Origin of the sequence: Micromonospora sp. MA102 (assembly GCF_025460765.1) — a bacterium.
GTDB classification, from domain to species: domain Bacteria; phylum Actinomycetota; class Actinomycetes; order Mycobacteriales; family Micromonosporaceae; genus Micromonospora; species Micromonospora halotolerans.
Window position 1 is genome coordinate 22,229 of record NZ_JAMWEG010000022.1, and the last position, 24,910, is coordinate 47,138.

Annotated in this window: 20 protein-coding genes; 11 read left to right on the forward strand and 9 right to left on the reverse strand. The window is 69.8% G+C overall.

Going from position 1 to position 24,910, the window contains the following annotated elements:
- Positions 1-34: 34 nt before the first annotated feature.
- The 7 genes from NFX44_RS29405 to NFX44_RS29435 form a co-directional block, all read right to left on the reverse strand.
- Complete coding sequence (locus NFX44_RS29405) at positions 35-754, reverse strand: GntR family transcriptional regulator (protein WP_262286857.1); 720 nt, start codon at positions 752-754, stop codon at positions 35-37.
- The gene (locus NFX44_RS29410; RefSeq protein ID WP_262286858.1) at positions 751-1,761 is read right to left on the reverse strand and encodes a proline racemase family protein; all 1,011 of its coding nucleotides are present in this window, start codon (positions 1,759-1,761) and stop codon (positions 751-753) included. Before NFX44_RS29410 ends, NFX44_RS29405 begins: the two co-directional genes overlap by 4 nt.
- A gap of 4 nt (positions 1,762-1,765) precedes the next feature.
- Positions 1,766-2,494: an ABC transporter ATP-binding protein gene (locus tag NFX44_RS29415; protein WP_262286859.1), complete on the reverse strand. Its 729-nt coding sequence runs from the start codon at positions 2,492-2,494 to the stop codon at positions 1,766-1,768.
- Positions 2,487-3,305: an ABC transporter ATP-binding protein gene (locus NFX44_RS29420; RefSeq protein ID WP_262286860.1), complete on the reverse strand. Its 819-nt coding sequence runs from the start codon at positions 3,303-3,305 to the stop codon at positions 2,487-2,489. The genes NFX44_RS29415 and NFX44_RS29420 overlap by 8 nt, the downstream gene beginning before the upstream one ends.
- Positions 3,302-4,339: a branched-chain amino acid ABC transporter permease gene (locus NFX44_RS29425; RefSeq protein ID WP_262286861.1), complete on the reverse strand. Its 1,038-nt coding sequence runs from the start codon at positions 4,337-4,339 to the stop codon at positions 3,302-3,304. The genes NFX44_RS29420 and NFX44_RS29425 overlap by 4 nt, the downstream gene beginning before the upstream one ends.
- Positions 4,339-5,232 (reverse strand): branched-chain amino acid ABC transporter permease, encoded by an 894-nt coding sequence (locus NFX44_RS29430; RefSeq protein WP_262286862.1) that lies wholly within the window; start codon positions 5,230-5,232, stop codon positions 4,339-4,341. Before NFX44_RS29430 ends, NFX44_RS29425 begins: the two co-directional genes overlap by 1 nt.
- 64 nt (positions 5,233-5,296) lie before the next feature.
- On the reverse strand, positions 5,297-6,472 hold the full coding sequence (locus NFX44_RS29435; protein WP_262286863.1) for a branched-chain amino acid ABC transporter substrate-binding protein: 1,176 nt from the start codon (positions 6,470-6,472) through the stop codon (positions 5,297-5,299).
- Between the two features lie 204 nt (positions 6,473-6,676).
- On the opposite strand from NFX44_RS29435, the gene NFX44_RS29440 reads away from it, so the two are divergent.
- From NFX44_RS29440 to NFX44_RS29480, 9 genes are read left to right on the forward strand one after another with little or no spacing between them, the layout of a single operon-like run.
- Positions 6,677-7,585 carry a dihydrodipicolinate synthase family protein gene (locus NFX44_RS29440; protein WP_262286864.1) on the forward strand — a complete coding sequence of 303 codons (909 nt, stop codon included), beginning with the start codon at positions 6,677-6,679 and terminating at the stop codon, positions 7,583-7,585.
- 3 nt (positions 7,586-7,588) lie between these two features.
- A complete protein-coding gene (locus tag NFX44_RS29445; protein WP_262286865.1) occupies positions 7,589-8,593 on the forward strand; it encodes a proline racemase family protein in 1,005 nt (334 codons plus the stop codon).
- 49 nt (positions 8,594-8,642) lie between these two features.
- Entirely contained in the window at positions 8,643-10,016 is a 1,374-nt protein-coding gene (locus NFX44_RS29450) for an aldehyde dehydrogenase (protein ID WP_262286866.1), read from the forward strand.
- Positions 10,016-11,302 (forward strand): aconitase X catalytic domain-containing protein, encoded by a 1,287-nt coding sequence (locus NFX44_RS29455; RefSeq protein ID WP_262286867.1) that lies wholly within the window; start codon positions 10,016-10,018, stop codon positions 11,300-11,302. Before NFX44_RS29450 ends, NFX44_RS29455 begins: the two co-directional genes overlap by 1 nt.
- Positions 11,303-11,306: 4 nt before the next feature.
- On the forward strand, positions 11,307-11,735 hold the full coding sequence (locus NFX44_RS29460; protein ID WP_262286868.1) for a DUF126 domain-containing protein: 429 nt from the start codon (positions 11,307-11,309) through the stop codon (positions 11,733-11,735).
- Complete coding sequence (locus tag NFX44_RS29465; protein WP_262286869.1) at positions 11,732-12,673, forward strand: ornithine cyclodeaminase family protein; 942 nt, start codon at positions 11,732-11,734, stop codon at positions 12,671-12,673. Before NFX44_RS29460 ends, NFX44_RS29465 begins: the two co-directional genes overlap by 4 nt.
- Positions 12,666-13,817: an FAD-binding oxidoreductase gene (locus NFX44_RS29470; protein ID WP_262286870.1), complete on the forward strand. Its 1,152-nt coding sequence runs from the start codon at positions 12,666-12,668 to the stop codon at positions 13,815-13,817. The genes NFX44_RS29465 and NFX44_RS29470 overlap by 8 nt, the downstream gene beginning before the upstream one ends.
- Positions 13,814-14,089, forward strand: a complete 276-nt coding sequence (locus NFX44_RS29475) for a (2Fe-2S)-binding protein (protein ID WP_262286871.1) — start codon at positions 13,814-13,816, stop codon at positions 14,087-14,089. Before NFX44_RS29470 ends, NFX44_RS29475 begins: the two co-directional genes overlap by 4 nt.
- A 13-nt stretch (positions 14,090-14,102) precedes the next feature.
- Entirely contained in the window at positions 14,103-15,497 is a 1,395-nt protein-coding gene (locus tag NFX44_RS29480) for an FAD-dependent oxidoreductase (RefSeq protein ID WP_262286872.1), read from the forward strand.
- 170 nt (positions 15,498-15,667) lie between these two features.
- On the opposite strand, the gene NFX44_RS29485 is transcribed toward NFX44_RS29480, so the two are convergent.
- Positions 15,668-20,941, reverse strand: a complete 5,274-nt coding sequence (locus tag NFX44_RS29485; RefSeq protein WP_262286873.1) for a PxKF domain-containing protein — start codon at positions 20,939-20,941, stop codon at positions 15,668-15,670.
- A gap of 290 nt (positions 20,942-21,231) precedes the next feature.
- Positions 21,232-22,227 carry a LacI family DNA-binding transcriptional regulator gene (locus tag NFX44_RS29490; RefSeq protein WP_262286874.1) on the reverse strand — a complete coding sequence of 332 codons (996 nt, stop codon included), beginning with the start codon at positions 22,225-22,227 and terminating at the stop codon, positions 21,232-21,234.
- A 355-nt stretch (positions 22,228-22,582) separates the two neighbouring features.
- Here NFX44_RS29490 and NFX44_RS29495 point away from each other — a divergent pair, with 355 nt between their 5' ends.
- Positions 22,583-23,881, forward strand: coding sequence for a sugar ABC transporter substrate-binding protein (locus NFX44_RS29495; RefSeq protein WP_262286875.1), 1,299 nt, complete (start codon positions 22,583-22,585; stop codon positions 23,879-23,881).
- 214 nt (positions 23,882-24,095) lie between these two features.
- A complete protein-coding gene (locus NFX44_RS29500) occupies positions 24,096-24,908 on the forward strand; it encodes a carbohydrate ABC transporter permease (protein WP_262286876.1) in 813 nt (270 codons plus the stop codon).
- Positions 24,909-24,910: the final 2 nt, after the last annotated feature.

Consider the following 24,910-nt stretch of genomic DNA (forward strand, 5'->3'; position numbering starts at 1 on the left):
GTTGAGCGCGCCGAACGTAGTGCAGGGCTGGCAGTCAGGGTTCGTGGTAGCCGGCCCAGGAGCCGCGAACGTGACCGATGTGGCGTCGCATCAGCTCCGCCACCTTCGGCGCGTCGCCGGCCACCACCAGATCGACGATCTGCTCGTGCTCGGCGGCCGAGCGCCCCAGCTCGCCGCGCTCGGCGAGCCCTTGCAGGCCGTACAGGCGGCTGCGGGCCCGTAGGTTCCCCACCACGTCGATGAGATGGCGGTTGCCGGCGAGGGCGAGCAACGATAGATGGAAACGCCTGTCGACCTCGACATAGCCGATGAGGTCGCCGGTTTCGGCGAGCCGCTCCACCTCCTTTGCCAGCGGACGCAGCTCCTCGACCGCCGCCCGGGTGGGCTCGTTGATGGCCCGGGCGATCTCGGCCACGGTGGGCACCTCGATCAGTGCGCGCAGCGACGTGATCTCGTCCAGGTCCCGGTCACTGAGCTCCTTGACCCGGAAGCCCTTGTTCCGAACGATCGTGACCAGTTCCTCGTTGGCGAGGTCGAGCATCGCTTCGCGCACCGGCGTGGCGGAGACACCGAACTGCTCGGCGAGGGTCGGCGCGGAGTAGAGCACGCCGGGTCGCATCTGTCCCGTGATGACCGCGCCCCGCAGGATGTGGGCGATCTCCTGCCGGAGGTTGGGCCGGCCGCCGAACTGGGGCAGAGAGAGGGCGTCCGGGGCCAGGCGCCCGGTCGCGGTGTCAGCCCTTTTCTCCTTCATCGCAGCGTGAATCCCAGTCCGACGGGGTCGTTGGCCTCAAGAACGAAAAGATGCTCACCGGTCCGGTGGGCCATCCCCCGCACCTCCGAAACGTAGGCCGGGCGGCCTTCTGCTTCCAACTCCTGCACGACGCGGCCCAGGAACCGTGTTCCGACCACCGAGTCGTGGGTGAGCACCTGGTCAGGGGCGAGTTGCCCCGATGATGCTAGCAGCGCGACCCGCGCCGAGGTGCCGGACCCGCACGGCGACCGGTCGACCTCCCCGTCGGCGAAGACGGTGATGTTGCGCTGGTGTGGGCCGTCGGATCGTCGGCCCAGATCCTCGAACAGAATCGTGCCGTAGATGCCGTCGAGCCGCGGTTCGCTCGGATGCCGGGCCCATTCCGTCCCGTTGAGTTTCCATTTGATCTCGCGGCCGAGTGCCAGCAGGTCACCGTAATGCTCGGGGTCGACCGACAGCCCGAGGACCGCGGCGTCGACGGAGGCGTAGATCGCTCCCCCGTAGCTGATGTCCGCGCATACCGGGCCCCGGCTGGTGTCCACGGCGACGCCGTGCCCCAGGACGTACGCGGGCACGTTGCGGAAGCTGACCCCGCGGACCTCGCCGGCCACGCAGGAGACCGTGGCCATGACGCGGCCCGACGGTACGTCGATCACGACGTCGGTCTCCCCGTTCGGTGCGGCGTCCACGAGCCCGCTCCGGACGGCCCACGCACCCAGCGCGATGGTGCCGTGTCCGCACGCCGTCGAGTAGCCGTCCTTGTGCCAGAACAGCACCCCGAAGTGTGCGCCGTCGTCGTCGGGTGGCACGACGAAGCAGCCGTACATGTCGGCGTGGCCACGAGGTTCGTTGACCAGGAGCCGGCGCACCGCGTCGACCTGTTCATCGCGCCGGGCGTGTTCGCGCCGTTCCAGCACGGTGGCGCCGGGAATCTCCGGGACGCCGTCGGTGACGATGCGGAACGGCTCTCCCGCGGTGTGGTAGTCGGTGGCACGGATGTCCCGCATCGCCTCAGGCCCCCAGGTACGCCTCGACCACGCGGGAGTCGCGCGCGAGTTCGCGGGCCGCTCCCTCCAGCGTGATCACACCGTTCTCCACCACGTACGCGCGGTGAGCGATCTTGAGCGCGGCACGGGCGTTCTGCTCGACGAGCAGCACCGAGGTGCCGTCGGCGTTGATGCGGCGGATCAGGGCCATGATCTGGGCCACCACGAGTGGCGCCAGCCCCATCGAGGGCTCGTCCAGCATCAGCAGCTTGGGCCCGGCGACCAGCGCGCGACCGACGGCGAGCATCTGCTGCTCGCCGCCGGACAGGTTCCCGCCCTGCTGGCTGCGCCGCTCGGCGAGCCGGGGCAGCAGAGAGTAGACCTCGTCGATCCGGCGGCTGACCGCGGCCTTGTCGTTCACCAGGTAACCGCCGAGCTGGAGGTTCTCGTGAACGGTCATCCGGGGGAAGATGCGGCGCCCCTCCGGCACGTGCACCACCCCGGCGCCGACGATCTCCCAGGGCTTGGCCCTGGTGATGTCCGTGCCGAACGCGCGCACGCTGCCGCCGGTGGACCGCACCACACCGGAAACCGTGGCGAGGGTACTGGTCTTGCCCGCGCCGTTGTTGCCGAGCAGAGTGATGATCTCGCCCTCGCCGACGGTCAGGGTCAGGCCCCGGAGGGCGTGGACGCGGCCGTAGTGGACGTCGAGGGCGTCGATTTCGAGTGCCCAGCGGCTGGCGGCGTCACTCACGGCTCATCATCTCCTCGCTCGTGGCTTCCTCCTCGTCGTCCTTGCCGAGGTACGCCTCGATCACGGCCGGGTCGCGGCGTACCTCTTCGGGAGTGCCGTCGGCGATCTCCCGGCCGAAGTTCAGCACGACGATCCGGCGCGACACCTGCATGACGAGATCCATGTCGTGCTCGATGAGCACGATGGCGGTGCCCAGCCCACTGATGCGGTGCAGCAGCTCGAGCAGCTCGTTCTTCTCGCCGTGGTTGAGGCCGGCGGCGGGCTCGTCCAGCAGGAGGACCTTGGGCCCGCGGGCGAGGGCGCGGGCGATCTCGACGCGCCGCTGCTCGCCGTACGGAAGGTTCCGCGCCAGGCCACCGCGGTCACCGCGCAGGCCCACGAAGTCGAGCCAACGGTTCGCCTCGTCGGTCGCCTCCCGTTCCGAGCGCCGGAACCGCGGCGTGTGCAGGAGCGCGTCGAGGGCGTTCTGCCGCAGCCGGAGGTGCATCCCGGCGCGGACGTTGTCGAGCACCGCCAGCTCACCGAACAGGCGCAGGTTCTGGAAGGTGCGCGACATCCCCCGGGCCGCGATCGCGGACGGCCGCAGGCCGGTGATGTCCGCGCCCTGCAGCGTGATGGAGCCGCCGGTGGGCTTGTAGAAGCCCGTGACGCAGTTGAACGCGCTGGTCTTGCCGGCGCCGTTGGGTCCGACGAGGGAGAGGAGGTCGCCTTCGTTGACCTGGAAGGTCAGCCCGTCGACGGCCTTCACGCCGCCGAAGTCCAGGTGCAGATCCTGCACCCGCAGGAGCGGTACGAGTCCTTGCGTGCTCACGGCGCTACCTCCTCGGCCTTCCGCACGTCATGCTTCTCGGCCTTGCGCAGGTCACGCCGGGACTGGCGTTCCACGGCCCGCGCCGGCCACAGTCCCTGCCGGCGGAAGATCATCACTACGATGAGCAGGATCCCGAACACGAAGTACCGGTAGTCCGCGGCCTCCCGGAGAAGCTCGGGCAGCACGCTGATGAAGATGGCGCCGAGCACCACCCCGGGCGTCGAGCCCATGCCGCCGAGCACGACGGCCATCAGGATGAGGGCCGACCACAGGAAGGTGAAGCTCGGTGGGGAGATGGCGGACAGTTGGGCGCCGAAGAGGATGCCGGCGAGGCCACCCCAGATGGCGCCGCCGACGTACGCGGCGAGTTTCACCCGGTACGTGTTGATGCCCATCGCCTCGGCGGCGTCCTCGTCCTCGCGGATGAACCGCCAGGCGCGTCCGAGCCGGCTGCGTCCGAGCCGCGCGGCGCCGAGGACGGCCAGGGCGACGACCACCACACAGGTGTAGTAGAGGCCGACCGGGCCGCTCAGGTCGATCCCGAGCAACGTGATGCCGGGGATCCCGTAGATGCCGGACGGCCCACCGGTGATGGGGAGGTTGTTCGCCGTGATCCGGATGATCTCCCCGAAGCCGAGTGTCACGATCGCCAGGTAGTCGCTGCGCAGCCGCAGGGTGGGCCCACCGATCACGATGCCCGCGACCACCGCCGCGACGATGACGGCGGGCACCGTGGCAAGCAGCGGCCAGCCGTACCGGGTGGCGAGGACCCCGCTGACGTAGGCGCCGATGGCGAAGAACGCGGCGTACCCGAGGTCGAGCAGGCCGCAGTAGCCGACGACGATGTTGAGGCCGACCGCGAGCATCACGAAGAGCAGCGCGGAGGTCATGACCGACAGGGCGTAGTTGGTCGCGGTGATGAACGGCGCCAGCACCGCGACGGCCAGTCCGATCAGACCCAGGTAGCGGTTCTGCTGGATTCGGTCGAAGAGCGCGCTGGCGCGGGTGGGTGACGTGGCGAAGTTGGTGGTCATCAGACACGCTCCGTAACGCGCTCGCCGAGGATGCCGGTCGGGCGGAGCGTGAGGAAGATGATGAGGAAGCTGAAGGCGAAGACATCGCGCCACTGCCCGCCGATCCAGGCGGTGCCGATCGACTCGAGCAGACCGAGCGCGAGGCCGCCGAGCATCGCGCCCTTGATGTTGCCGATGCCGCCGATGACGGCCGCGGTGAACGCCTTGAGCCCGATGATGAACCCCATCAGGAAGTCGATCTTCCCGTAGTAGCCGCCGGCCATCACGCCGGCGGCGCCGGCGAGGGCGGAGCCGATGAAGAAGGTGCGCGCGATGACGGCGTCGACGTTGATCCCCATGTACAGGGCTGCCGTCGGGTCCTGGGCGATGGCGCGCATGGCCCGTCCGCTTTCGGTCCCCATGACGAGCCACTGGAGGCCGGCCATCAGCAGGACCGCGATCAGGATGAGACTGGCCTGCTGGATGGTGATGCGGGCGCCGAGCAGATTGATCGAGTCGCCCGCCAGCCGGACCGGGTAGACCTCCGGGTTGGGCCCGGCGACCAGACGCATCCCGTACTCGATGGCGAACGAGGCGCCCACCGCGGTGATCAGTACGGAGAGCCGGGGCGCGCTGCGCAGGGGACGGTAGGCGATCCGCTCGAGCAGCAGGCCGGCCGTTCCGGTCACCAGCATCGCGATGATCAGGACGATGAGCAGCGCCACGAAGCCGAGGCCGGTCACGAGCCCGCCGGCGACGCTCAGGACGCCGAAACCGACGAACGCACCGAGCATGTACAGGTCGCCGTGGGCGAAGTTCAGGAGCCTGATGATGCCGTACACCATGGTGTAGCCCAGGGCGACCAGGGCGTAGAACGATCCGACGAAGAGACCGTTCCAGAGGAGTTGGGTCATGGGAGCCCTCCGGGGAACGCCCCGGCGGCGCGCTCCTGGGAGGGCGCCGCCGGGAGCAGGCGGTCTACTGCAGGGTGTCCTTGAGGACGATCTTGCCCTTCTCCACCGTGAGGATCTGGAAGCCACCGCTGGAGAGCGTGTGGTCGGGCGTGAACTTCAGCGGCCCGGAGAACAGCTGGAAACCGTCGATCCCCTCGAGTGCCTTGATGACGGCGCTGCCGTCGGTCGAGCCGGCCTGCTTGACCGCCTCGGCGGCCACCCGGACGGCGTCGTAGGCCTGGGTCGAGTACGGACCGGGGGCGGCGCCGAACTTGCTCTTGTAGTCCGCGATCCACTTGTCGGCGCCCTGAATCGTCTCCGGGGTCTGCGTCATGGTGGCGAACACGCCTTCGGCGGCCTCGGCGCCGGCGATGTCCACCAGCTTCTGGTCGACGGACCCGTCGGCGACCATGACCTTGCCCGTGTAGCCGGCCTGCCGCAGCTGACGGATGATGAGGCCACCCTCCTGGTAGTAGCCGGTCCAGTAGATGAAGTCCGGCTGTCCCTTCAGGATGGCGTTGACGTTGGCGCTGTAGTCGCTCTCACCGGCGGTGACCGACTCGCGTCCCGCGAGCGCCGGTGAGCCGGTCAGCAGCTTGGCGGTGGTGTCGGCGATGTCCTTGGAGTAGCTGGTGTTGTCGTCCATGAGGGCGACCTTGGTGGCGCCCACCTTCTTCATGAACGCGAACGCCGCATCGGACTGCTGCGCGCCGGTGCCGTTGATCAGGAAGACGTTCTTCTTGTGCTGCTTGACCAGTTCGTTGGAGTTGGCGGCCGGAATGAGCATGGGCACGTCGGCCTTCTCGAAGATCGGCAACGTCGGGAGCGTCGCACCCGAGCAGTAGCCGCCGACCGAGATCTTCACACCTGCGGTGACCAGCTTGTTGGCGCCCGCCGTGGCGCTCTTGGCGTCGCAGGCCTCGTCCTCGACCTTGAGCTCGAGATTGCGCCCGTTGACGCCGCCCTTGCCGTTGATCTCGTCGACGGCGAGTTGCGCCCCGTTCTTCATGTACGGGCCGATGGCCGAGCTGCTGCCGGACAGCGGAGTCAGCATGCCGAGGACGATCGGCCCCTTGTCCGACGACTTCTCGCCCCCTCCCGAGGCGAGCCCGTTGCCACAGGCGGAGAGCATCATGGCCGCAACCGCCGCGCCGCCCACGAGGGCGACTCGCGACAGCCGGCGGGTCAGGTATGCCGTCATTGCCAAACCCACTTCCCTCAAGGACCGACACGCGGACGGCCCAGGTAGCGACTGGTAGCACTGCTGTGTGACGTAGCACTGAACTATGGCACAGGACACATCGTCGCTCTAGAGGCGCTTGCCAGGGCGTTATCGAGGCGTGACTTGAGCCCGGCGGACCCGTGTGTAATATTTTACTGACCGTCACGAAAGGGGCTTTCCGAGATGACTGCTTCCCCCGCTGCCCGTACCCGCCCCTGGCGCGGCGTGCTCGTCGCGACCGCCCTGCCCTACCGCGACGACCTGTCCGTGGACTTCGACGCCTACGCCGACCACGTGCGGTGGCTGGCCGAGAACGGCGCCCACGGCGTGACCCCGAACGGATCCCTGGGCGAGTACCAGGTGCTGACCAGTGAGGAGCGTGCGAAGGTCGTCGAGGTGGCGGTCCAGGCCGCACCCGCGGGCTTCGTCGTCATGCCGGGTGTGGGCGCCTACGGCGCCCTGGAGTCACGGCGCTGGGCCGAGCAGGCAGCCGAGGCCGGTGCGCAGGCCGTCATGGCGCTCCCCCCGAACGCGTACCGCACGGACGAGCGGGCCGTCCTGGAGCACTACCGCGAGATCGCCAAGGCCGGCCTGCCGGTGACCGCGTACAACAACCCGATCGACACGAAGACCGATCTGACGCCTCGGATCCTCGCCACGCTGTACAACGAGGGCCTCATCGTGGGCGTCAAGGAGTTCAGCGGGGACGTGCGCCGGGCCTACGAGATCTCGGAGCTCGCGCCCGGACTGGACCTGATGATCGGCACCGACGACGTCGTGCTCGAGGTCGGCATCGCGGGCGCCAAGGGGTGGGTCGCCGGATACACGAACGCCTTTCCCCGCTCGACCGTGGCGCTGTACGAGGCCTCGGTGGCAGGGGACCTGGAGACCGCGCTGCCGCTGTACCGGCTGCTGCATCCCCTGCTGCGCTGGGACTCGAAGACCGAGTTCGTACAGGCGATCAAGCTCTCCATGGACATCGTCGGCCGCAACGGCGGCGTCTGTCGGCCGCCGCGGCAGCCGCTGACCGCCGAGCAGGAGCAGTCGGTGCGCGTCGCGACCGAGGCAGCCCTCGAAGCCGGACTGGCCTGAGACATGCGGGCCCGCCGACTACTGCACGCCGTCGACTCGCACACCGAGGGCATGCCGACCAGGGTCATCACGGGCGGCGTGGCGCCTTTGCCCGGCGCCACCATGATGGAGCGCCGGCGCTGGTTCCTCGACAACAGCGATGACCTGCGCACCTTGCTGATGTACGAGCCACGCGGGCACTCCGCCATGTCCGGAGCGATCCTGCAGCCGCCGACGCGGCCCGACGCCGACTGGGGCGTGCTCTACATCGAGGTGTCCGGCTGCCTGCCGATGTGCGGACACGGCACCATCGGGGTCGCCACCGTGCTGGTGGAGACCGGCATGGTGGAGGTGACCGAGCCGGTCACGACGATCCGCCTCGACACGCCTGCCGGCCTCGTGGTCGCGGAGGTCGCCGTTAGCGACGGCGCGGCCAGGGCGGTCACGATCCGCAACGTACCGTCCTACTCCCAGCAGTTGGACGCGACGGTGGAGGTGCCCGGTTTCGGGACGGTCCGCTACGACCTCGCCTACGGCGGCAACTTCTACGCCATGGTCCACCTCGACGACCTCGGCCTGCCGTTCGACCGGGGACACAAGCAGGCACTGCTGGACGCCGGGCTGGCGATCATGGAAGCGATCAACGAACAGGACCGCCCGGTCCACGTCGACGACCCCGACATCAGCGGATGTCACCACGTACAGCTCATCGCTCCCGGCTCGGATGCCCGGCATTCGCGCCACGCGATGGCCATCCACCCGGGTTGGTTCGACCGGAGCCCGTGCGGTACCGGCACGAGCGCCCGCATGGCGCAGCTGCACGCGCGTGGCGAGCTGGCGTTGGACACCGACTTCGTCAACGAGTCCTTCATCGGGACGCGCTTCGTCGGCCGGCTCATCGAGGAGACCCGGCTCGCCGGCGGCGTCACCGCAGTGGTGCCGACCATCACCGGGCGCGCCTGGCTGACCGGCACGGCACAGTACTTCCTCGATCCGGACGACCCGTTCCCGGCGGGTTTCCTGCTGTGACGTGACCTCGTCACCACCTGGCCCACGTACCGACGCTGAGGGAGCCTTCGTGATCAAGAGCTACTCACCGCACGCACCCGAAGACCTCGTTGCCGAGGCGCCCGTCACCAGTGCCGACGAGGTGGCGAAGGCGTTCGCCCGCGCTCGCGCGGCCCAGGACCAGTGGGGGCGCGGCCCGGCGGCCGCCCGGGCGCAGGCACTGTCCGACGCTGCCGACGCGGTGGCGGCAGCATCCGACGAACTGACCGGACTGGCGGTTCGCGAGGTCGGCAAGCCCCTCGGCGAAGCGCGCGGTGAGGTGGCTCGGGCGGTGGCCATCCTTCGCTACTACGCCCAGCAGGTGTACGACCCGGTGGGCGCGATGCACGAGCCGTCGACGGTCGGTCTGCTCTTCACCCGGCGCCGACCGCTCGGCGTCGCCGGGCTCGTCACCCCGTGGAACTTCCCCATCGCCATCCCGCTGTGGAAGGCCGCACCGGCATTGGCGTTCGGCAACGCCGTGGTGCTCAAGCCGTCGCCGGACGCCACGGCGACGGCGCTGCGGCTGGCCGCCCTGCTCGACGAGGTGCTGCCCGAGGGACTGTTCACGGTCCTTCCCGGTGACGGTGACACCGGCCGGGCGATCGTGGCCGAGGCCGACGTGGTGTCGTTCACCGGATCCACGGCGGTCGGTGGCGACGTGGTGCGCTCGGCCGCGGCCCGCGGGGTGCGGGTGCAGGCGGAAATGGGCGGCCAGAACCCGGCGATCGTCCTGCCCGATGCCGACGTGGAGTCCACCGCCAGGCAGATCGCCGCGGCCGCGATGGGGTTCGCGGGCCAGAAGTGCACGGCGACCAAGCGGGTGATCGTCGTTGGGGAGGTCGCACCGATGCGGGACGCCCTCGTCGCGGCGATCGAGGCGCTGGGGTTCGGCGACCCGGCGCAGGCGACGACCGCGGTGGGGCCGGTCATCAGCGAAGCCGCCCGGGACAGGGTGCTGGCCGCCGCCGGCAGCGCGACCGCGGCCGGGGCCCGCCTCCTGACCGGCGGCGTGGCGACCGACGACCCCGGCTGGTTCGTCCGCCCGACGCTGCTCGAGGACGTCCCCGCCGACCACCCGCTCTCGTGCGACGAGGTGTTCGGGCCGATCGCCACGCTGCGCGCGGTGCCTACGCTCCAGGAGGCGGTGGCGGTGGCCAACAATGTGCCGCAGGGGCTGGCCGCCGGCGTGTACACGCGCGATCTCACCGCCGCGCTCGCGACGGCGGACGCATTGGCGGCCGGCCTGGTGAAGGTCAACGCACCGACCACCGGGGTCGACTTCTACCTGCCGTTCGGCGGCGAGAAGGCATCCAGTGTCGGCGGCCGCGAGCAGGGCAAGGCCGCGCAGGACTTCTTCACCTCGCTGCACACCGTGACGCTGGCCCCCGGCGAAGGAGCCTGATGCCCGGCGACGACCGCCTGGTCCTCACGGCCGAGGAACAGTCGATGCTGGCCGGAGAGCAGGGCCAGGCCACCGCGATGTGCATGCGTCTGATCGTCGGGGTCGCGCGCGCGAACGGGGCCGAACGACTGGTGCCGATCGAGTCAGCGCACGCCGACGGCTGCCTGTACCACGGCGTCGCGGGGCTGGAGTTCACCGAGCGGCTGGTCTCCCTCGGCGCCCGGGTGCGGGTGCGCACGACGCTCAACGTCGGCTCGCTCGATCTGCTGCATCCCGGACTGGTACGCGCCGACCCCGAGGTGACCGGGAACGGCCGGCGTCTCATGGACGCGCACGTGGCACTCGGCTGCGAGCCGATCTGGTCGTGCGCGCCGTACCAGTCCGGCCACCGCCCGACAGAGGGCAGCCACGTGGCGTGGGCGGAGTCGAACGCCATCGCCTTCGTCAACTCGGTACTCGGGGCGCGCACGGACCGGTACGGCGACTTCATCGACATCGCCGCCGGCGTTGCCGGCCGGGTCCCCTACTCGGGCCTGCACCTGACGCGAAACCGTGCCGCCGCGCTGGTGCTCGACTTCTCAGCGGTCCCCGCCGCGCTGCTCGACGACGACGTCGCCTGGCCCGCGATCGGGGCGCTGCTCGGCGAACTCGCCGGAACCCGGGTCGCGGCGCTCACCGGCCTGCCGGGCGACCTGAACGACGGCGGGGTCACCGAGGACCGGGTCAAGGCCCTCGGCGCGACCGCCGCGTCCGCCGGCGGCGTCGCACTGTTCCACGTTGTGGGAATGACCCCGGAGGCGCCGACGCTGGACGCGGTGCTCGGGCCTGGGGCCACCACCGTGGCGGTGACGGCACAGGACCTCAGGCGAGCGCGCGAGCGGTTGAGCACCGCCGCCACGAAGTCGCTCGACGCCGTCAGCCTGGGCACCCCGCACTTCTCGCTGTCCGAGTTCGCGGCGCTGGCGCGCGAGTTGCGGGCCGGCCCGTCGTTCAGCTCGGCGGTTGACGTGTTCGTGTCGACCAGCCGGGCCGTGCTGGCCGAGGCGGAGGCACGCGGGTACGCCGACACCGTGCGCGACGCGGGGGGCCGCATCCTCACCGACACATGCACGTACGTGACGCCCGTGCTGCGCGACGGGATCCGCACCGTGATGACGAACTCGGGCAAGTGGGCCTGGTACGCGCCGGCCAACCTCGGAATCGACACCGTATTGGGAAGCCTGGCCGAGTGTGTGGCCTCGGCGAGAGCCGGGACGGTGGTGCGCGATGAGCGGCTGTGGGGATGACCCGGTGACGCTGTCCGGCCGCTCCCTTCATCCGGGACGGGCGAACGGCGTCGTACTCGCGCTCGACGAACCGCTCTCGTTCTGGGGCGGGGTCGACCCTTGCGGAGTGATCGTCGACGCCCACCATCCGCAACGCGGCTCCACGGTCGCCGGGCGGGTCCTCGCGATGCGGGCCGGGCGCGGCTCCAGCTCCTCGACGGCCGTGCTCGCGGAGCTGATCCGGTCGGGGCACGCGCCGGCGGCCCTTCTCCTGGCCGAGTGCGACGCGATCCTGGTGATCGGGGCCCTTGTCGCCGCCGAGATCTACGGCACCACGCTGCCCATCGTGCAGCTCGCCGACGACGATCTGGCACGACTGCACACCGGCACCCGAGCCGCCGTCCTTGCCCACATCGCACCCCTAGCGGCGACCGTGACGGCGACAAGCCGATGACCGCGGCACTGCCGTATCTCGACGAGGCTGACATCTTCGGCCTGGTGCCGTTCGCCGATGCCGTCAGCGCACTGGCGAAGGCCCTGTCCGGCGGACTCGATCCGCGGGCGTCCCTGCAGCGCTCCATCCACGACGTGGAGCACGGACAGCTGCTGCTGATGCCCGCCGAGACCGCAACCGTCGTGGGAGTGAAGCTGAGCACGGTGGCTCCGGGCAACGTCGACCATGGGCTCCCACGCGTCCAGGCGCTGTACGTGCTCTACGACCGGGTCACGCTGACGCCGGTGGCGCTGCTGGACGGCACGGCCCTGACGACGTTGCGAACCCCCGCAGTCTCCGCGGTCGCGATGGACCACCTCGCCGCGCGCGAGGCGCGACATCTGGTCGTGCTCGGCTCCGGCCCACAGGCGTGGGGGCATGTGCAGGCGCTGCGAGCCATTCGCCCCCTCGGCCGGGTCACCGTGGTCGGCCGGGACGCCGACCGCGCGGCGGCCCTGGTGGGCAGGGTCCGGAACAGCGGTCTGGACGCGCGCGTGGGCAGCCACGACGACGTCGCGGGCGCGGACGTGGTGGTGTGCGCCACCACAGCCCGCCAGCCGCTCTTCGACGGCCGCCGGTTGCGCCCGGGGACCTGTGTCGTCGCGGTGGGCTCCCACGAGCCGGACGCCCGTGAGCTCGACGACGCGACGTTCAGCTCTGCCGAGCGGGTGGTGGTCGAGTCCCACGGCGTCGCCCTGCGCGAAGCTGGTGACATCATCCAGGCCGTACGCGCCGGCGTCGTCCGCGAGGACAGCCTCATCGAGCTTCGCGATGCGGTACACCTGACACCCACCACCGGTTCGTCGGTCTTCAAGAGCGTCGGCATGGGCTGGCAGGACCTCGTGGTGGCCGATCTGGCCTACCAGCGCTGGACCGAGAAAGGGCATGCCCATGCCTGACGTGGTCATCGTCGGCGCGGGCATCGTGGGGGCCGCCTGCGCCTACTACGCCGCGCGCGAGGGGCTGTCGGTGACCGTCCTCGAACGGGGAAAGCTGGCCGGCGGCACCACCAGCCGCGGTGAGGGCAACATCCTCGTCTCGGACAAGGAGCCCGGCCCCGAACTGAGCCTGGCTCTGGCATCCCGTACGCGCTGGCTGGAACTCGCCGCCGAGTTCGGCCCCGACCCGTTCGAACTCGAAGAGAAGGGTGGCCTGGTCGTGGCCACCTCGGATCCGGGTGCCGCAGCACTGACCCGGTTCGCCGAGGGGCAACGGGCCACCGGCGTGCACACGGTCGCGGTGAGCGCCGACCAGCTCCACGACCACGAGCCGAACCTCGCCCGCGACCTGCCCGCAGGAGTCCTCTACCCCCAGGACATGCAGGTACAGCCGGTACGTGCGGCGGTGTCACTCCTCGCGGCGGCCCGGTCCCTCGGCGCCACGGTGGCCTGCGGCGAGGAGGTCGTGGCGGCCGAACGAGGTCCGGGCGGGCGCGTCACGGCGGTCCGGACGCGCACCGGCAGCTATCCCACCAACGCGGTCGTCAACGCCGCCGGAACCTGGGGTGGTCAGGTCAGCGAGCGGCTCGGCGCGCCGATCCCGATCCTCCCCCGCCGCGGCTTCATCCTGGTGACCGAGCCGCTGCCCCGGGTGGTCCGGCACAAGGTGTACTCCGCCGACTACGTCGAGAACGTCGCGTCCGACGTCGCCGGGCTTGAGACGTCCACCGTCGTCGAAGGCACCCAGGGCGGGACGGTCCTCATCGGCGCGAGCCGGGAGCGGGTGGGGTTCGACGACACCATGTCCGTGGAGGCGCTGCGGCGGCTGGCCGCGCTGGCGATACGCCTCTTCCCCTTCCTCGCCGACGTGAGGCTGATGCGCACCTACCACGGGTTCCGCCCGTACTGCCCGGACCACCTGCCGGTCATCGGTGCAGACCCGCGGGTTCCCGGGGTGTTCCACGCCTGCGGGCACGAGGGCGCCGGCATCGGTCTCGCCCCGGCGACCGGCAAGCTGATCAGCCATGTGCTGACCAACGGTCAGCCGGACGTCGACCCCTCGGCGTTCGCGCCATCGAGGTTCGCGCAGGTGACCACGGGATGAGCCAGCCACACTTCTCCTTCGACGGCAGCCAGATCCCCTTCCGGCCCGGGCAGAGCGTGGGCGCCGCCTTGACCGCGGCCGGAGTGCGGTCGTGGCGCAGCACCCGACGCGCCGGCCGGCCGCGGGGGTTGTTCTGCGGCATCGGCGTGTGCTTCGACTGTCTCATCGTCGTCGACGGACGCCCGAACGAACGCGCCTGCCTCCGGCTCGCCGAACCGGGCATGGAGGTCAGCACGCAGGAAGGAACCGGTCGCGGTGACCTCGAAGTCTGAGCGGACGTTCGACGTGCTCGTGGTCGGCGCCGGGCCGGCCGGGCTGGCCGCCGCGACCAGCGCCACCCGCGCCTGCGCGCGCACGGCCATCGTGGACGCCGGCGTGGCACCCGGTGGCCAGTACTGGCGCCACCCGGCACCCCGCGAGCATGGCGTGTCCGCCGCCGAGGTGGCCCACCTTCATCACGACTTGGCGACTTATCACCGTCTCGTGGCCGGACTCCCGGCCGTTGCCCAGTTCTCCCAGCACCACGTGTGGACCGTCACCCGCGACCGGGGCGGCTTCGTCGTGCACGTGGTCGACCGCACCGGTGGAGGCGAACAAGCCACCGAGCTCCGCAGCCGTCGGCTCATCCTGGCCCCGGGGGCGTACGACCGTCAGATCCCGTTCCCCGGATGGGATCTTCCGGGCGTCATGACGGCGGGGGGTGTGCAGGCTCTGCTCAAGGGTCACGGCGTCGTTGCCGGACAGCGGGTGCTGGTGGCCGGAACCGGCCCCTTCCTGCTTCCGGTCGCGGCCGGCCTGGCCGAGTCGGGTGCGACCGTCGTGGGCGTTCACGAGGCCGCCTCCCCGTTGGCGTGGCTGGGTGAGCTCGACGCCGTGATCCGTAATGTCAGCAAGCTCGGTGAGGGCGCCGGCTACGCCCGGGTGCTGGCGCGGCACCGCGTTCCGGTCCTGACCCGGTCCGTCGTGGTATCCGCCCACGGCACGGACGCCGTGGAACGGGTCACCACCGTGCGGTTGGACCGCAGGGGCCGGGTGGTACCCGGAAGTGAGCGCACCAGCGCAGTGGACGTGCTGGCCGTGGGGTGGGGTTTCACGCCGCAACTGGAGCTGCCGCTGGCGCTCGGCTGCGCGACGCGCGTGGATGTCGACGGGTCGCTGGTGTGCGAGGTCGACGACGCGCAGCGCTCATCCGTCGAGGGCGTTTTCGTCGCCGGCGAAGCCTGCGGCGTGGGCGGCGCCGCGCTTGCGACGGTGGAAGGCGAGATCGCCGGTACCGTCGCGGCGGGCGCCTCGTCGATCGCACCTCGGCTGCGCCGCTCGCGGGCGGCGCTCCGCCGCTTCGCGCAGGCGATGCACCGGTCCCACCCGGTGCCCCCTGGCTGGGTGGACCGGTTGTCCGACGACACGACCGTCTGCCGCTGCGAGGAGGTTCCCTTCGGGGCACTGCGGTCCATGCGGCAGGACCTCGTCGGGCACGACGGCCGGTCGGCGAAGATGCTCACCCGAGCCGGCATGGGTTACTGCCAGGCACGCACCTGCGGCTACGCCGTCGGCTGCATCCTCGGTCAGGAACCCTCCGGCACCTCCGGCTTCGCCGAACGCCCCGTCTCGTCTCCACTCACCCTCGGCGCGTTGGCAACGTCCTCCCCGACGGAGGACGACCCACCGCCAGCTGAGTGAGGAGGATGGGAGGCACCACACCGATGACCCGCCGACCCGATCAACTTCGACCCGTCACCGCCGGTGGCCGCGCCGGTGGGATCGCGTCCCCTCGGCCGTCATCGCAGGCGTGTCGAGCCAGGCAGCGGAGGGGCTGCGGGTAGCAGTCCCTCCGCTGCAATCGTTGGCGGTTACCGGAGCGTGAACAGTGCGTTGAGGCTCGACCCGTCACGTGTCGTGGCGCTGAGCGTGTAACAGGCGCCGGGTGTGGCGGGGGTCTTCCAGTTGTAGACGAACTGGCCGGCGGTCGAGTCGTATCTCAAGGAAGTGGCACCAGTGGCCAGCACCTCGATGTCGTCGGCCTGTGCGCCGGTGCCGCACGTGACCTGCTTGGCGTTCATCGTGACGAGCGCGGGGTCGGTCAGCTCGGTGGCGCCCGAGAATGCCTCGAACTTCATGGGCACGGTGCTGCCGCCCTTGACCGTGTTGTACACCCCGTCCATGCCGACCGGGCTGGAGAAGCCCTTCAGCGTCCACGGCAGCACGGTGTACGACTGGACAGCCGTGCCCACGTTGCCCGCGGCGTCGGTTGCCGTGGCAAGGAGGATGTGCGTGCCGACCTCGGTGCGGTAGCCGCTGACGACGCAGTCCGCCGGACCGGAGAGCGCGTCGCTCGCGGTGCACGTGGGGGCGGGCGGAACCGAGCCGAAGTACACCTCGCCGATGGTCGAGGAGAACTTCGCCGTCGGCGCGCCGGTGTCGACCTTGGCCGTGGACTCCTTGGGCTCCTCGGCGTTGCCACTGGTGTCGATCGAGCGGAACTCCACCCGGACGGTGCCGTCCCGGTCGACCGTGACGGGCGTACCCGGGTAGGCCGTCCACTGACCGCCGTCGAGCCGGTACTGGGTGCTGGCCACGGCGAACGCGTCCTGCGCCTGAAGGGTGAAGGACGGGGCCGTCGTGTACCACGCGTTGTCGCCGTTCGGCTCCGCCGGCGACCAGGTCAGGGTCGTCGTCGGGGCCACCGTGTCCTCGCCCACGGTGAGGGTCAACGTGGTCCGCGTGGTGCCAGCCTCGCTGACGTAGTCGGGCAGGATCAGGTCACCGACGACGGTGTGGCGGCCGGGGGTCCGGACGATGGTCTCGTCGAAGTTCCAGTCGACGCCGATCGCCTGGTTGTCCCGGGATCCGTCGTTGTAGGAGACCGCCACCTTGTCGGGAAGGTAGGGCAGCTCGCCCACCTCCAGGGTCTGTTCGAACGTCTCGGCGCCCTGGATCGAGATGCCGCCCTGGGACATCTCGGGCCGCACGTAGATGCGGGCCTCGGCGATCAGGCCGTAGGCGTCGTTCGTGCCGTAGACCACGAACGGGTCGACGTTGGGCTCCGCGACCATCTCGGGCGTGATCTCCTGCCACGTGAACCCGACCTTGCCGCGGGCGCCGCCGGCGTAGACCGCGTCGAGCTCACTCGGCAGGGTGGGCACCTGGCCCACGCCGGTCCGCATCAGCACCGGCGAACGCACCGAGTCGACCGTCTCGCCGTTGGCGCGCCAGCGCAGCACACCGGTGCCCGCGCCGCTGCCCATGACACCCCAGATGCGGATGCGCAACCGGCTCGTCGTGATCGGTTCGAAGTCGAAGTGGTTGTAGGCGTTGGCGGCCAGCCCGCCCGCGTACGTCGAGCCCTTGGTGAGGGTGACGGGCTTCCAGGTGGTGCCGTCCGCGGAGGTCTCGACGGCGTAGGTCGTGGCGGTCGGTCGGCGGGTGCCGCCGTTGTCGTCGTACCAGTAGATGTCGGTGGACGACAGCCGCACCGGCGAGGTCCAGCTGTACTGGATCCACGCCTCCCGCGCGACGCTGGTGCCGTTCTGCGTCTGGCCCCAGTTGCCCCAGCCGTTGCCGGCACCCGGGTTCGAGCTGCTCGGGTTGCTGGCTTCGTTGACTCGCTGGTGGTTCTCCCACGACGCGGTACCGCTGGTGGTGACCGCTGCCGAGGAGCCGAATTCCGCGGTGACCGCCCGCTTGGTGAGGGTCACCGCAACGGTTGCCTCCGACCGCTTGTCGCCGTCGTTGGCGACGAACCGGAACACGTAGTCACCGGCGACCGTGCCGGTCACCCGGGTCGCCAGCGCCTTCGGGTCGGCGAAGATCACGCCCGCTCCCTGGGGCGCCGAGACGGTCTCCCAGCCGAAGCTGAGCTCGCTGTCGTAGGGGATGCCGTCGTCGGAGGCCGTGCCGACCAGTCGGGTGGACAGGTTGCCGTCCGAGGAGCCGTCGCGCGTGGCGGTCACCACGGGTGCCTGGTTGGAGACGGCAGGCACCTCACGGCCGGAGTTGAACACCTGGATCTCGGCGATCGCGGTGTAGAAGGTCGGGCTGTTCGTGAAGGCGATGCGCACCTTGTTCGACGTCACGGTCTTGAAGAGCGCCTCGTTGAACTTGGCTGCCGGAACGGTCGGGTTCTTGAACTGGTTCGGCACCTCCTTCCATCCCCCGCTGCCGTCGGGCACCTGGACCCACCAGCGCGAGGGCTCGTGGTAGCCCCCGGCCTGACGGTCGCTGACGAAGGTCACCTTCACGTTGTCGAACGCCTTGGCCGATCCCAGATCGAGCTCGACGTACCCGTTCTTGTCGGTGGTTCCGTAGTTGCCCCAGTACGGCTCGTTGGCGGTGACACCGTCGGTCACGGCGGCCAGCGACACCGGCCGCTCGGTTTCCGCGATGGCGCCGGGGGTGTAGTTCATCGTGGTGGTGCTCCAGCCGGGCGTGTGGAACTGGCGCCACGGCGTCGGCCGTGCGCCCTGCTGGGTGTACGACGAGTGCAGGGTGGCACCCGCCGCGAGGTTCGGCGCGTCCTCGGTGAGGTCGATGCCGGCCGTCTTGAGGTACTCGACGACGCGGTCGTCCTTGATGGCGGTGTCCACCGCGCTCGGGAAGGTGGTCCCTGCCGTCGCGGTGAAGGTGACGGTCAGGCCGTCCTCGGCCTGGACCCTGTTGGTGTTCGGGTCGTACGTGAGCGTGCCGAGCTTGTCGGTGCTGACCTTCTTCTCGCCGTCCAGGAACAGGCTGTAGCCGGCGCCCAGACCGTACCTGCTGCCGTCGGGGTCCCAGACGATCGTGACGTCGTGCCCGTGGTAGCGCAGGTTGTTGGCCATGAAGTGGTCGTAGCCGAACTTGATCGGCGACAGCTCGATCTTGTCGTCGGAGCGGGGCTGGAGGCCCGCCATGTCCTCGACGAAGATGTAGTTCATGTTGCCGAGCATCACGTGGTTCGGGTTGTTGCGGTTGTAGGTCTTCGCGGCCGGGTTCCAGTTGGAGTAGTACTCGGCCTGGTTCGGGGCGCGCAGGTCCGCGTTCGGGTAGATGCTCCAGGCCATCCAGTCCAGCAGCCGCTTGGCGTACGCCGGGGTGATGTACTTCTGCTCCGGGTCATAGTGGCGCAGCGCCGAACGGACACCGCGGTACTGCACGGTGAAGTTGATGTTGGAGAAGTTGTTGGAGCCGCCGATCCCGTAGGCAGCGCGGTCGTACTGGTTGGCGGTGTAGAACGGGAAGATCGGGAAGTTGTCGCCGTAGGTCAGGAACCGGAACCCGTCGACGTATTTCTGCCACTGGTCGAACGGGATGAGGTCCTCGGCGTAGACGTCGTAGAGGTTCGACTCCTTGGCCGGGATCAGGGCACGGGCCGACGCGGGCAGCGGGTTGGCCGTGCCGTTGGAGCTGGCCGCGCTGGTCGCGCCGTAGGACGTGCGGGCCAGGAATATCCGCATGTCGGGGCTCCACAGCTGGCTGAGGATCGCGTCCCGGGTGCCGTTGGCGGCGGTGGCCATCTCGTCGACCTTGGCCTGCCCGGAGCCGGCGATCTGGTAGAGCTGCCGAGCGGCGTCGAGCGCGCCCCACACGTACGCCGACTCGGGGCGTTCGATCGTGCGTGCGCCGGGGGCGCCGGCGTTGGCCTTCGGGAACCCGAACGAGATGGCGTCCGCGTCGTTGCCCGGCATGAAGTTGGTGTCGTAGGCGATGAGCTTGTTCTTGTTGCCGTCGTAGTGCTCGAGCTGGCCGACCCCGTCGCCCTCGAAGTAGCGGGCGAACCTGCCGGCGATCTCCTTGCCCCCGCCGTGCACGTTGTAGGCCTCGAGCCCGGCCGTGCCGATGTACTGCGAGTAGTGGTTGTTCCAGCTGGTGTGACCGGGACTGTCGAGGAACGCCGAGGATCCGGACAGCTCGCCGATGTTGAGGATCTGGCCGTACGGCAGGTATGGCGTGCGCAGCCACTTGGTGTCCTGCAGGTGCATCGGCTGGGTCAGCGCGATCGCGTTCTGGTAGAGGTTCGACCCCTCGACGGTGGTGGGGTACTGGTAGGCGTAGCCGGGTGCGTTGGCGTCGAGGGTGTTGTAGCGCTCGCCCCACCAGCGGTAGACGATGGCCTTCTCCAAGGCCGGGTCGGGGACGTCGATGTAGGGGATGTCCTCGGCCCAACGGCGGTTGAACCCGGTGATGCCGATGCGCACGGCCTGGGCCGGCGGCATCGCGGCGTACTCCTGGTAGCTCTCGATGGTGTCGGGCAGCGTGGCCGAGGAGACGGCGCCGACGACCGACAGCGACACCGAGCCGCCGGCGGGCACGGTGATCTGGCGGTCGAGGTTGGCGCCGCTGCGGGTGAAGCCGGCGCCGGTGAGGTCGATCGTGACGGTGTTCCACGGCGTGTCGATGAGGCCGTTGTTGGCGCCACTGGTGATGGTGCGGGTGCCGGTCAGTTCGGCCGTACCGTCTCCGGCCTGGGTGGCCAGTGGCGAGGCGGCGCGGACGGTGAACGTCGCCGCCGAGCCGCCGGGGTTGGTGAAGTCGATGGCCGTAACCGCGACGTTGTCGTAGGTGATGAACTTCGTCAGATCGGCGGTGACTCCGGTGGCGCCGATCGTGTAGCGGCCCTTGGCGTGGCTCGGCGCGTTGAACCGGTTCGCGTTGACCTCGGTGACGGTCTGCCCGGGCACGGTGACCGTGTACAGGTTGCCGAGGTTGTTCGGGCCGCCGACGTAGGTGCTGCCGGCGAAGCCCATGGTGGTGAAGTTGTTGTTGCTCGCGCCGCGCATGTACAGCGAGCGGCCCCTGGTCATCAGGACCGCCGATCCGAGGGTGCCCCGCACGCCCAGCACGCGGTCGAGGTAGTAGTCGGTGCCGCCGGCCGCGAGATCCTTGTCGAAGATCGACTGGTGCATGCTCTTCGCGGTGAACGGCACGCCGGGCGCGAGCTGCGCGGCAACCTCGCCGACGTTGGTGTACGCCGGGTCCCCGATCTCCATGACGTGGCTCTGCCCGTTGGTGTAGAGCCCGATGTCGCCCTCATTGCCCGGCAGGATCGGGGTGTCGGCGTGCGCCGCGGACGGCAGGCCGACCACCCCTCCCAGCACCAGCGCGGCCACGGCCGACCAGACGGGCAGTCTCCTTCTGCGTCTACTGATCATGCTCAATCTCCTTGGTGGCGGTGCGGTCCCGCGGGAGATGTCACCGGCCAGCCGCCGGTGGGGTCGGAAGCTGACGTGCGTCATCTCCGGCTGGTTGGCGTGACCCCGGTCACTAGCGCCCACCCTGACCTACGAAAACCTTTTCGGCAAGATGTCGGGCCAGGTCAATTCATGGCCGCCGACCGGACCGCCGACGAACGACGCCCGAAAGGGCTTGAGGCGAGCCGGTGGGACACACCAACGGCACCCGAGCCGGCCGGGCGACCCAGCCGAACGGGTGACGGCTCAGCTCACCGGCGGGCCACCGTGGAGCCACGGATGACCAGGCGGGGCGCCTGGGTGTGCACGCCCCTGCCCAGCTCCTCGCCGTCCAAGGCGGCGAACACCCGCTGAGCCGCGGATCGGCCGAGCAACTGCAGATTGGGGTCGATGCTCGTCAGCTCCGGCCGGGAGTTGGTGACCATCTCGCCCCAGTTGTCGAACCCGATGACGGCGATGTCGCCCGGAACCTTCCGCCCCTGGTCACGCGCGGTGTCCAACGCTCCCCTGGCGATCTGGTCCGAGCCGCACAGGACGGCGTCGATGTCCGGGTACCGCTCGAGCAGCACCGCGGTCGCGTCACGACCCCAGCGCTCCGACCACTCCGAGTACATCACCTCGCCGACCAGCTCCAGCCCGGCGGCGTCGAGCGCCGCCCGGGCGCCGGTGACCCGGTCCTGCGCGGCGGCGTAGGAGGGGTCCCCGGTCACGTGCGCGATGCGGCTGCGCCCGCAGCTGATCAGGTGCTCGACGGCGAGTCTTCCCGCCGCCACGTTGTCGGGGACGAGCGACAGGTCCTCCGGGTCGTCGGACGGCGCGTAGACGTACACGACGGGGACGGGGAGGTCGTGACCGACCGATGGGCGCGAGTCGGTCCGGCTCCCGACCACGATGAGACCGTCGACCCGACGGCTCAGCAGCGCCTTGAGCTGGTGCTGCTCGCGGATCGTGTCCCCGCGCGCGTCACACAGGAAGACGTTCACGCGGCCGGCGCCGAACGCGTCCTCGGCGCCCATGAGGATCGGGAGGACGAACCGACCCTGGAGGTCGCTGGTGAGCAGACCGACGGTTCCGGTGCGGCCCACCAGCAACCCCTGCGCAAGCGTGTTGGGCACGAAGGACAGTTGCTCGGCCGCCTGGAGCACGCGCGCCCGGGTGCGAGCGGCAACCTGACTGCGCCCGTTGAGGGCCTTCGACGCCGTGGCCACCGAGACGCCGGCGAGGCGGGCCACCTCTGTCAGGGTCACCGCCTTGCTCCCGCCGACATGGTCCTTGCCCGCCATGCGCACCCCTCCATCGTTCCGGCCCGCGGTTCGCCAACGGGCCGAGCCCTGCGTCAGCCACCGCACCAAGTGCTTGACGACGGTGACGTCGGCCACTACTTTACACGCAACGAAAAGGGTTTCGGTCTTTTCATAGCGACACCTCGGTCACCACCTGTCCCGCGATCCTCCCACCGCCACGGGGACCCGGACGCATTCCTGGGCCACGACCCGTACCGGCGTCGACCTGTCAGCGACAAAAGCACACGGCAAGGCTCTCACCACACCACCACCGGGGCCGTGCAGCGGCTCCCGCTCATCGATGGGCAGAGGAGTAGCGATGAAGATATTCCACCGGCGGGGCGGTCTCCGCGCCGTCCTGGCACTCGGCCTCAGTGCGGCGGTCCTCGCGCTGGCCGCCTGTGGCGGCGGGAGCGACGGGTCGCCGGGGGCAGCGGTCAGCGTCGGCCCGGACGGAACCGACGACGGCAGCCAGCTCACGCTCTGGACGCGAGCCCCCCTGGAAAAGCAGGCCAAGCTTCTGGTCGAGGCCTACAACAAGAGCCACAAGAACCAGGTCACCCTCACCGTCGTCCCCAACGACGACTACGTCGCCAAGGTGGGGGCCGCAGCCGGGTCGAAGGGCCTGCCGGACCTGTTCGCCGCCGACATCGTCTACGTGCCGAACTGGGTGAAGCAGGGCCTGTTCCGCGACATCAGCGCCAACGTCGACGGGCTGAGCTTCAAGGACTCGATCAACAAGGGTCACCTCGGCGCCGGCACCGTCGACGGCAAGGAACACGTCCTGCCGTTCGTGCTGGACCTGTCGATGCTCTTCTGGAACAAGGCGCTGTTCACCGAAGCCGGGCTCGACCCGGAGAAGGCGCCCGCCACCCTGGAGGAGTACGCGGCCGCCGCAAAGAAGATCCAGGCCCTGGGCAAGAAGGACGTGTACGGCACCGCGACCGGACTCAACTGCGGCGGGTGTCTCGTCTTCACCTGGTTCCCCAGCGTCTGGGCCGCCGGCGGCCAGGTGATGAACGGCGACGGCACGCAGGCCAACTACACCAGCGACCAGAGCAAGAAGATCTTCGACACCTGGCGCGACCTCTGGAAGTCCGGCGCCGTTCTGCCCTCGTCGAAGGACGAGACCGGCGCCACCTGGACCGCGGGGTTCACCGAGGGCAAGGTCGGCCTGATGTTCTACCCGGCCACGCTGCTGTCGTCGACCAAGTTCGACGTCGGCGTCGCCGGCATTCCGGGACCCGGCGGCGGGGCGTCCACGTTCGTCGGCGGTGACGGCATCGGCATCTCCAAGGACTCCAAGAAGGCCGCACAGGCCTGGAGTTTCCTCAACTGGATGATGTCCGAGGAGGCCCAGGTCGAGGTCCTGGCCAAGGACAACGACGTGGTCTCCCGCGGCGACCTGGCCAGCAACAAGTACGCCGTCAAGGACCCGCGGCTGGTGACCATCAACGAGGTGGCCGGCAAGGGGCAGACGCCCGTCGCGTTGAACTTCCAGCAGGCGTACAACGCCGCGAACAGCCCGTGGCTCAGCCTGGTCCGCGACGCCGTCCTCGGCGAGGGAACCAAGCTGCAGTCGAACAACGAGCAGATCACCTCGGTGCTGTCCCAGTAGTCCACCGCCCTGGTGCCGGACTCGGTCGTCGAGCGACCGGGTCCGGCAGCGGTGACCCACTCCCCCGCGCTGTGCACGTCTACTGAAGGGCCGTGCCGTGAATATGTCCTTGATGTCCGGCCGAGCCAGACGCTCCCGCCGACGCTCGAACGCGGTATCACCCGCGCGCCGCGGTGAGGCGGTCAAGGGGTGGCTCTACGTCTCGCCCACCGCGGTGTTCGTAGCGATCCTGTTCATCCTGCCGCTGCTGCTGGTGGTCAAGATGTCGCTCTCGCGCTGGCCGCTGCTCAGCGGCGACCAGGGCGTCAACGCCCCGGACAACTACAGCAAGGTTCTCGACAACCGCTTCTTCGCCGACTCGGTCGTCTTCACGGTCAAGTACACGGTCGTGGCCACCGTCCTGCTCATCGGTCTCGGCCTGGGACTGGCCCTGCTGGTACAGGAATCCACCCGCTGGAAGGGCCTGCTGCGGGCGTCGTTCCTCATCCCCAGCGCTCTCGGGCTCGCCTCGGCGTCCCTGCTGTTCTACGTCCTGTATTCGCCGATCGCCGGTCCCGCCGCGGATCTCATGACCAAGCTGGGCTGGACGTTTCTCGGCAGCCCCAACGCCGCCCTGTTCTCCACGGTGTTCCTCATCGTCTGGCGCTTCGCCGGCTTCTACATGCTCCTCATGCTGGTCGGCCTGCAGGGCATCCCCAGCGAGATCTTCGAGGCGGCGCGGATCGACGGCGCGTCCCGCTGGCAGACCTTCCGCCGGATCACCCTTCCGCTGCTGCGGCCGACGCTGGCGCTGACCACGATCATGTGCGTCACCGGCTCCCTGCTGGCCTTCGAGCAGTTCTACATCCTCACCAAGGGCGGCCCGGACAACAGCACCATCACCGTCGTCCAACTCATCTACACGATGGCCTTCCAGGGGCAGAACGACCTGGGAGTGGCCGCAGCGCTGTCGGTCATCGCCCTCATCGCCCTGGTCGTCATCAACGCCGTGCAGCTACGGGCCTTCCACAACCCGGATGGGAAGTGAGA

Excerpts from the sequence above, each read along its gene's own strand:
- NFX44_RS29405 (WP_262286857.1), bottom strand. The coding sequence starts at position 754 with ATGAAGGAGAAAAGGGCTGACACCGCGACCGGGCGCCTGGCCCCGGAC.
- NFX44_RS29410 (WP_262286858.1), bottom strand. The coding sequence starts at position 1,761 with ATGCGGGACATCCGTGCCACCGACTACCACACCGCGGGAGAGCCGTTC.
- NFX44_RS29425 (WP_262286861.1), bottom strand. The coding sequence starts at position 4,339 with ATGACCACCAACTTCGCCACGTCACCCACCCGCGCCAGCGCGCTCTTC.
- NFX44_RS29430 (WP_262286862.1), bottom strand. The coding sequence starts at position 5,232 with ATGACCCAACTCCTCTGGAACGGTCTCTTCGTCGGATCGTTCTACGCC.
- NFX44_RS29435 (WP_262286863.1), bottom strand. The coding sequence starts at position 6,472 with ATGACGGCATACCTGACCCGCCGGCTGTCGCGAGTCGCCCTCGTGGGC.
- NFX44_RS29440 (WP_262286864.1), top strand. The coding sequence starts at position 6,677 with ATGACTGCTTCCCCCGCTGCCCGTACCCGCCCCTGGCGCGGCGTGCTC.
- NFX44_RS29445 (WP_262286865.1), top strand. The coding sequence starts at position 7,589 with ATGCGGGCCCGCCGACTACTGCACGCCGTCGACTCGCACACCGAGGGC.
- NFX44_RS29455 (WP_262286867.1), top strand. The coding sequence starts at position 10,016 with ATGCCCGGCGACGACCGCCTGGTCCTCACGGCCGAGGAACAGTCGATG.
- NFX44_RS29465 (WP_262286869.1), top strand. The coding sequence starts at position 11,732 with ATGACCGCGGCACTGCCGTATCTCGACGAGGCTGACATCTTCGGCCTG.
- NFX44_RS29470 (WP_262286870.1), top strand. The coding sequence starts at position 12,666 with ATGCCTGACGTGGTCATCGTCGGCGCGGGCATCGTGGGGGCCGCCTGC.
- NFX44_RS29475 (WP_262286871.1), top strand. The coding sequence starts at position 13,814 with ATGAGCCAGCCACACTTCTCCTTCGACGGCAGCCAGATCCCCTTCCGG.
- NFX44_RS29485 (WP_262286873.1), bottom strand. The coding sequence starts at position 20,941 with ATGATCAGTAGACGCAGAAGGAGACTGCCCGTCTGGTCGGCCGTGGCC.
- NFX44_RS29495 (WP_262286875.1), top strand. The coding sequence starts at position 22,583 with ATGAAGATATTCCACCGGCGGGGCGGTCTCCGCGCCGTCCTGGCACTC.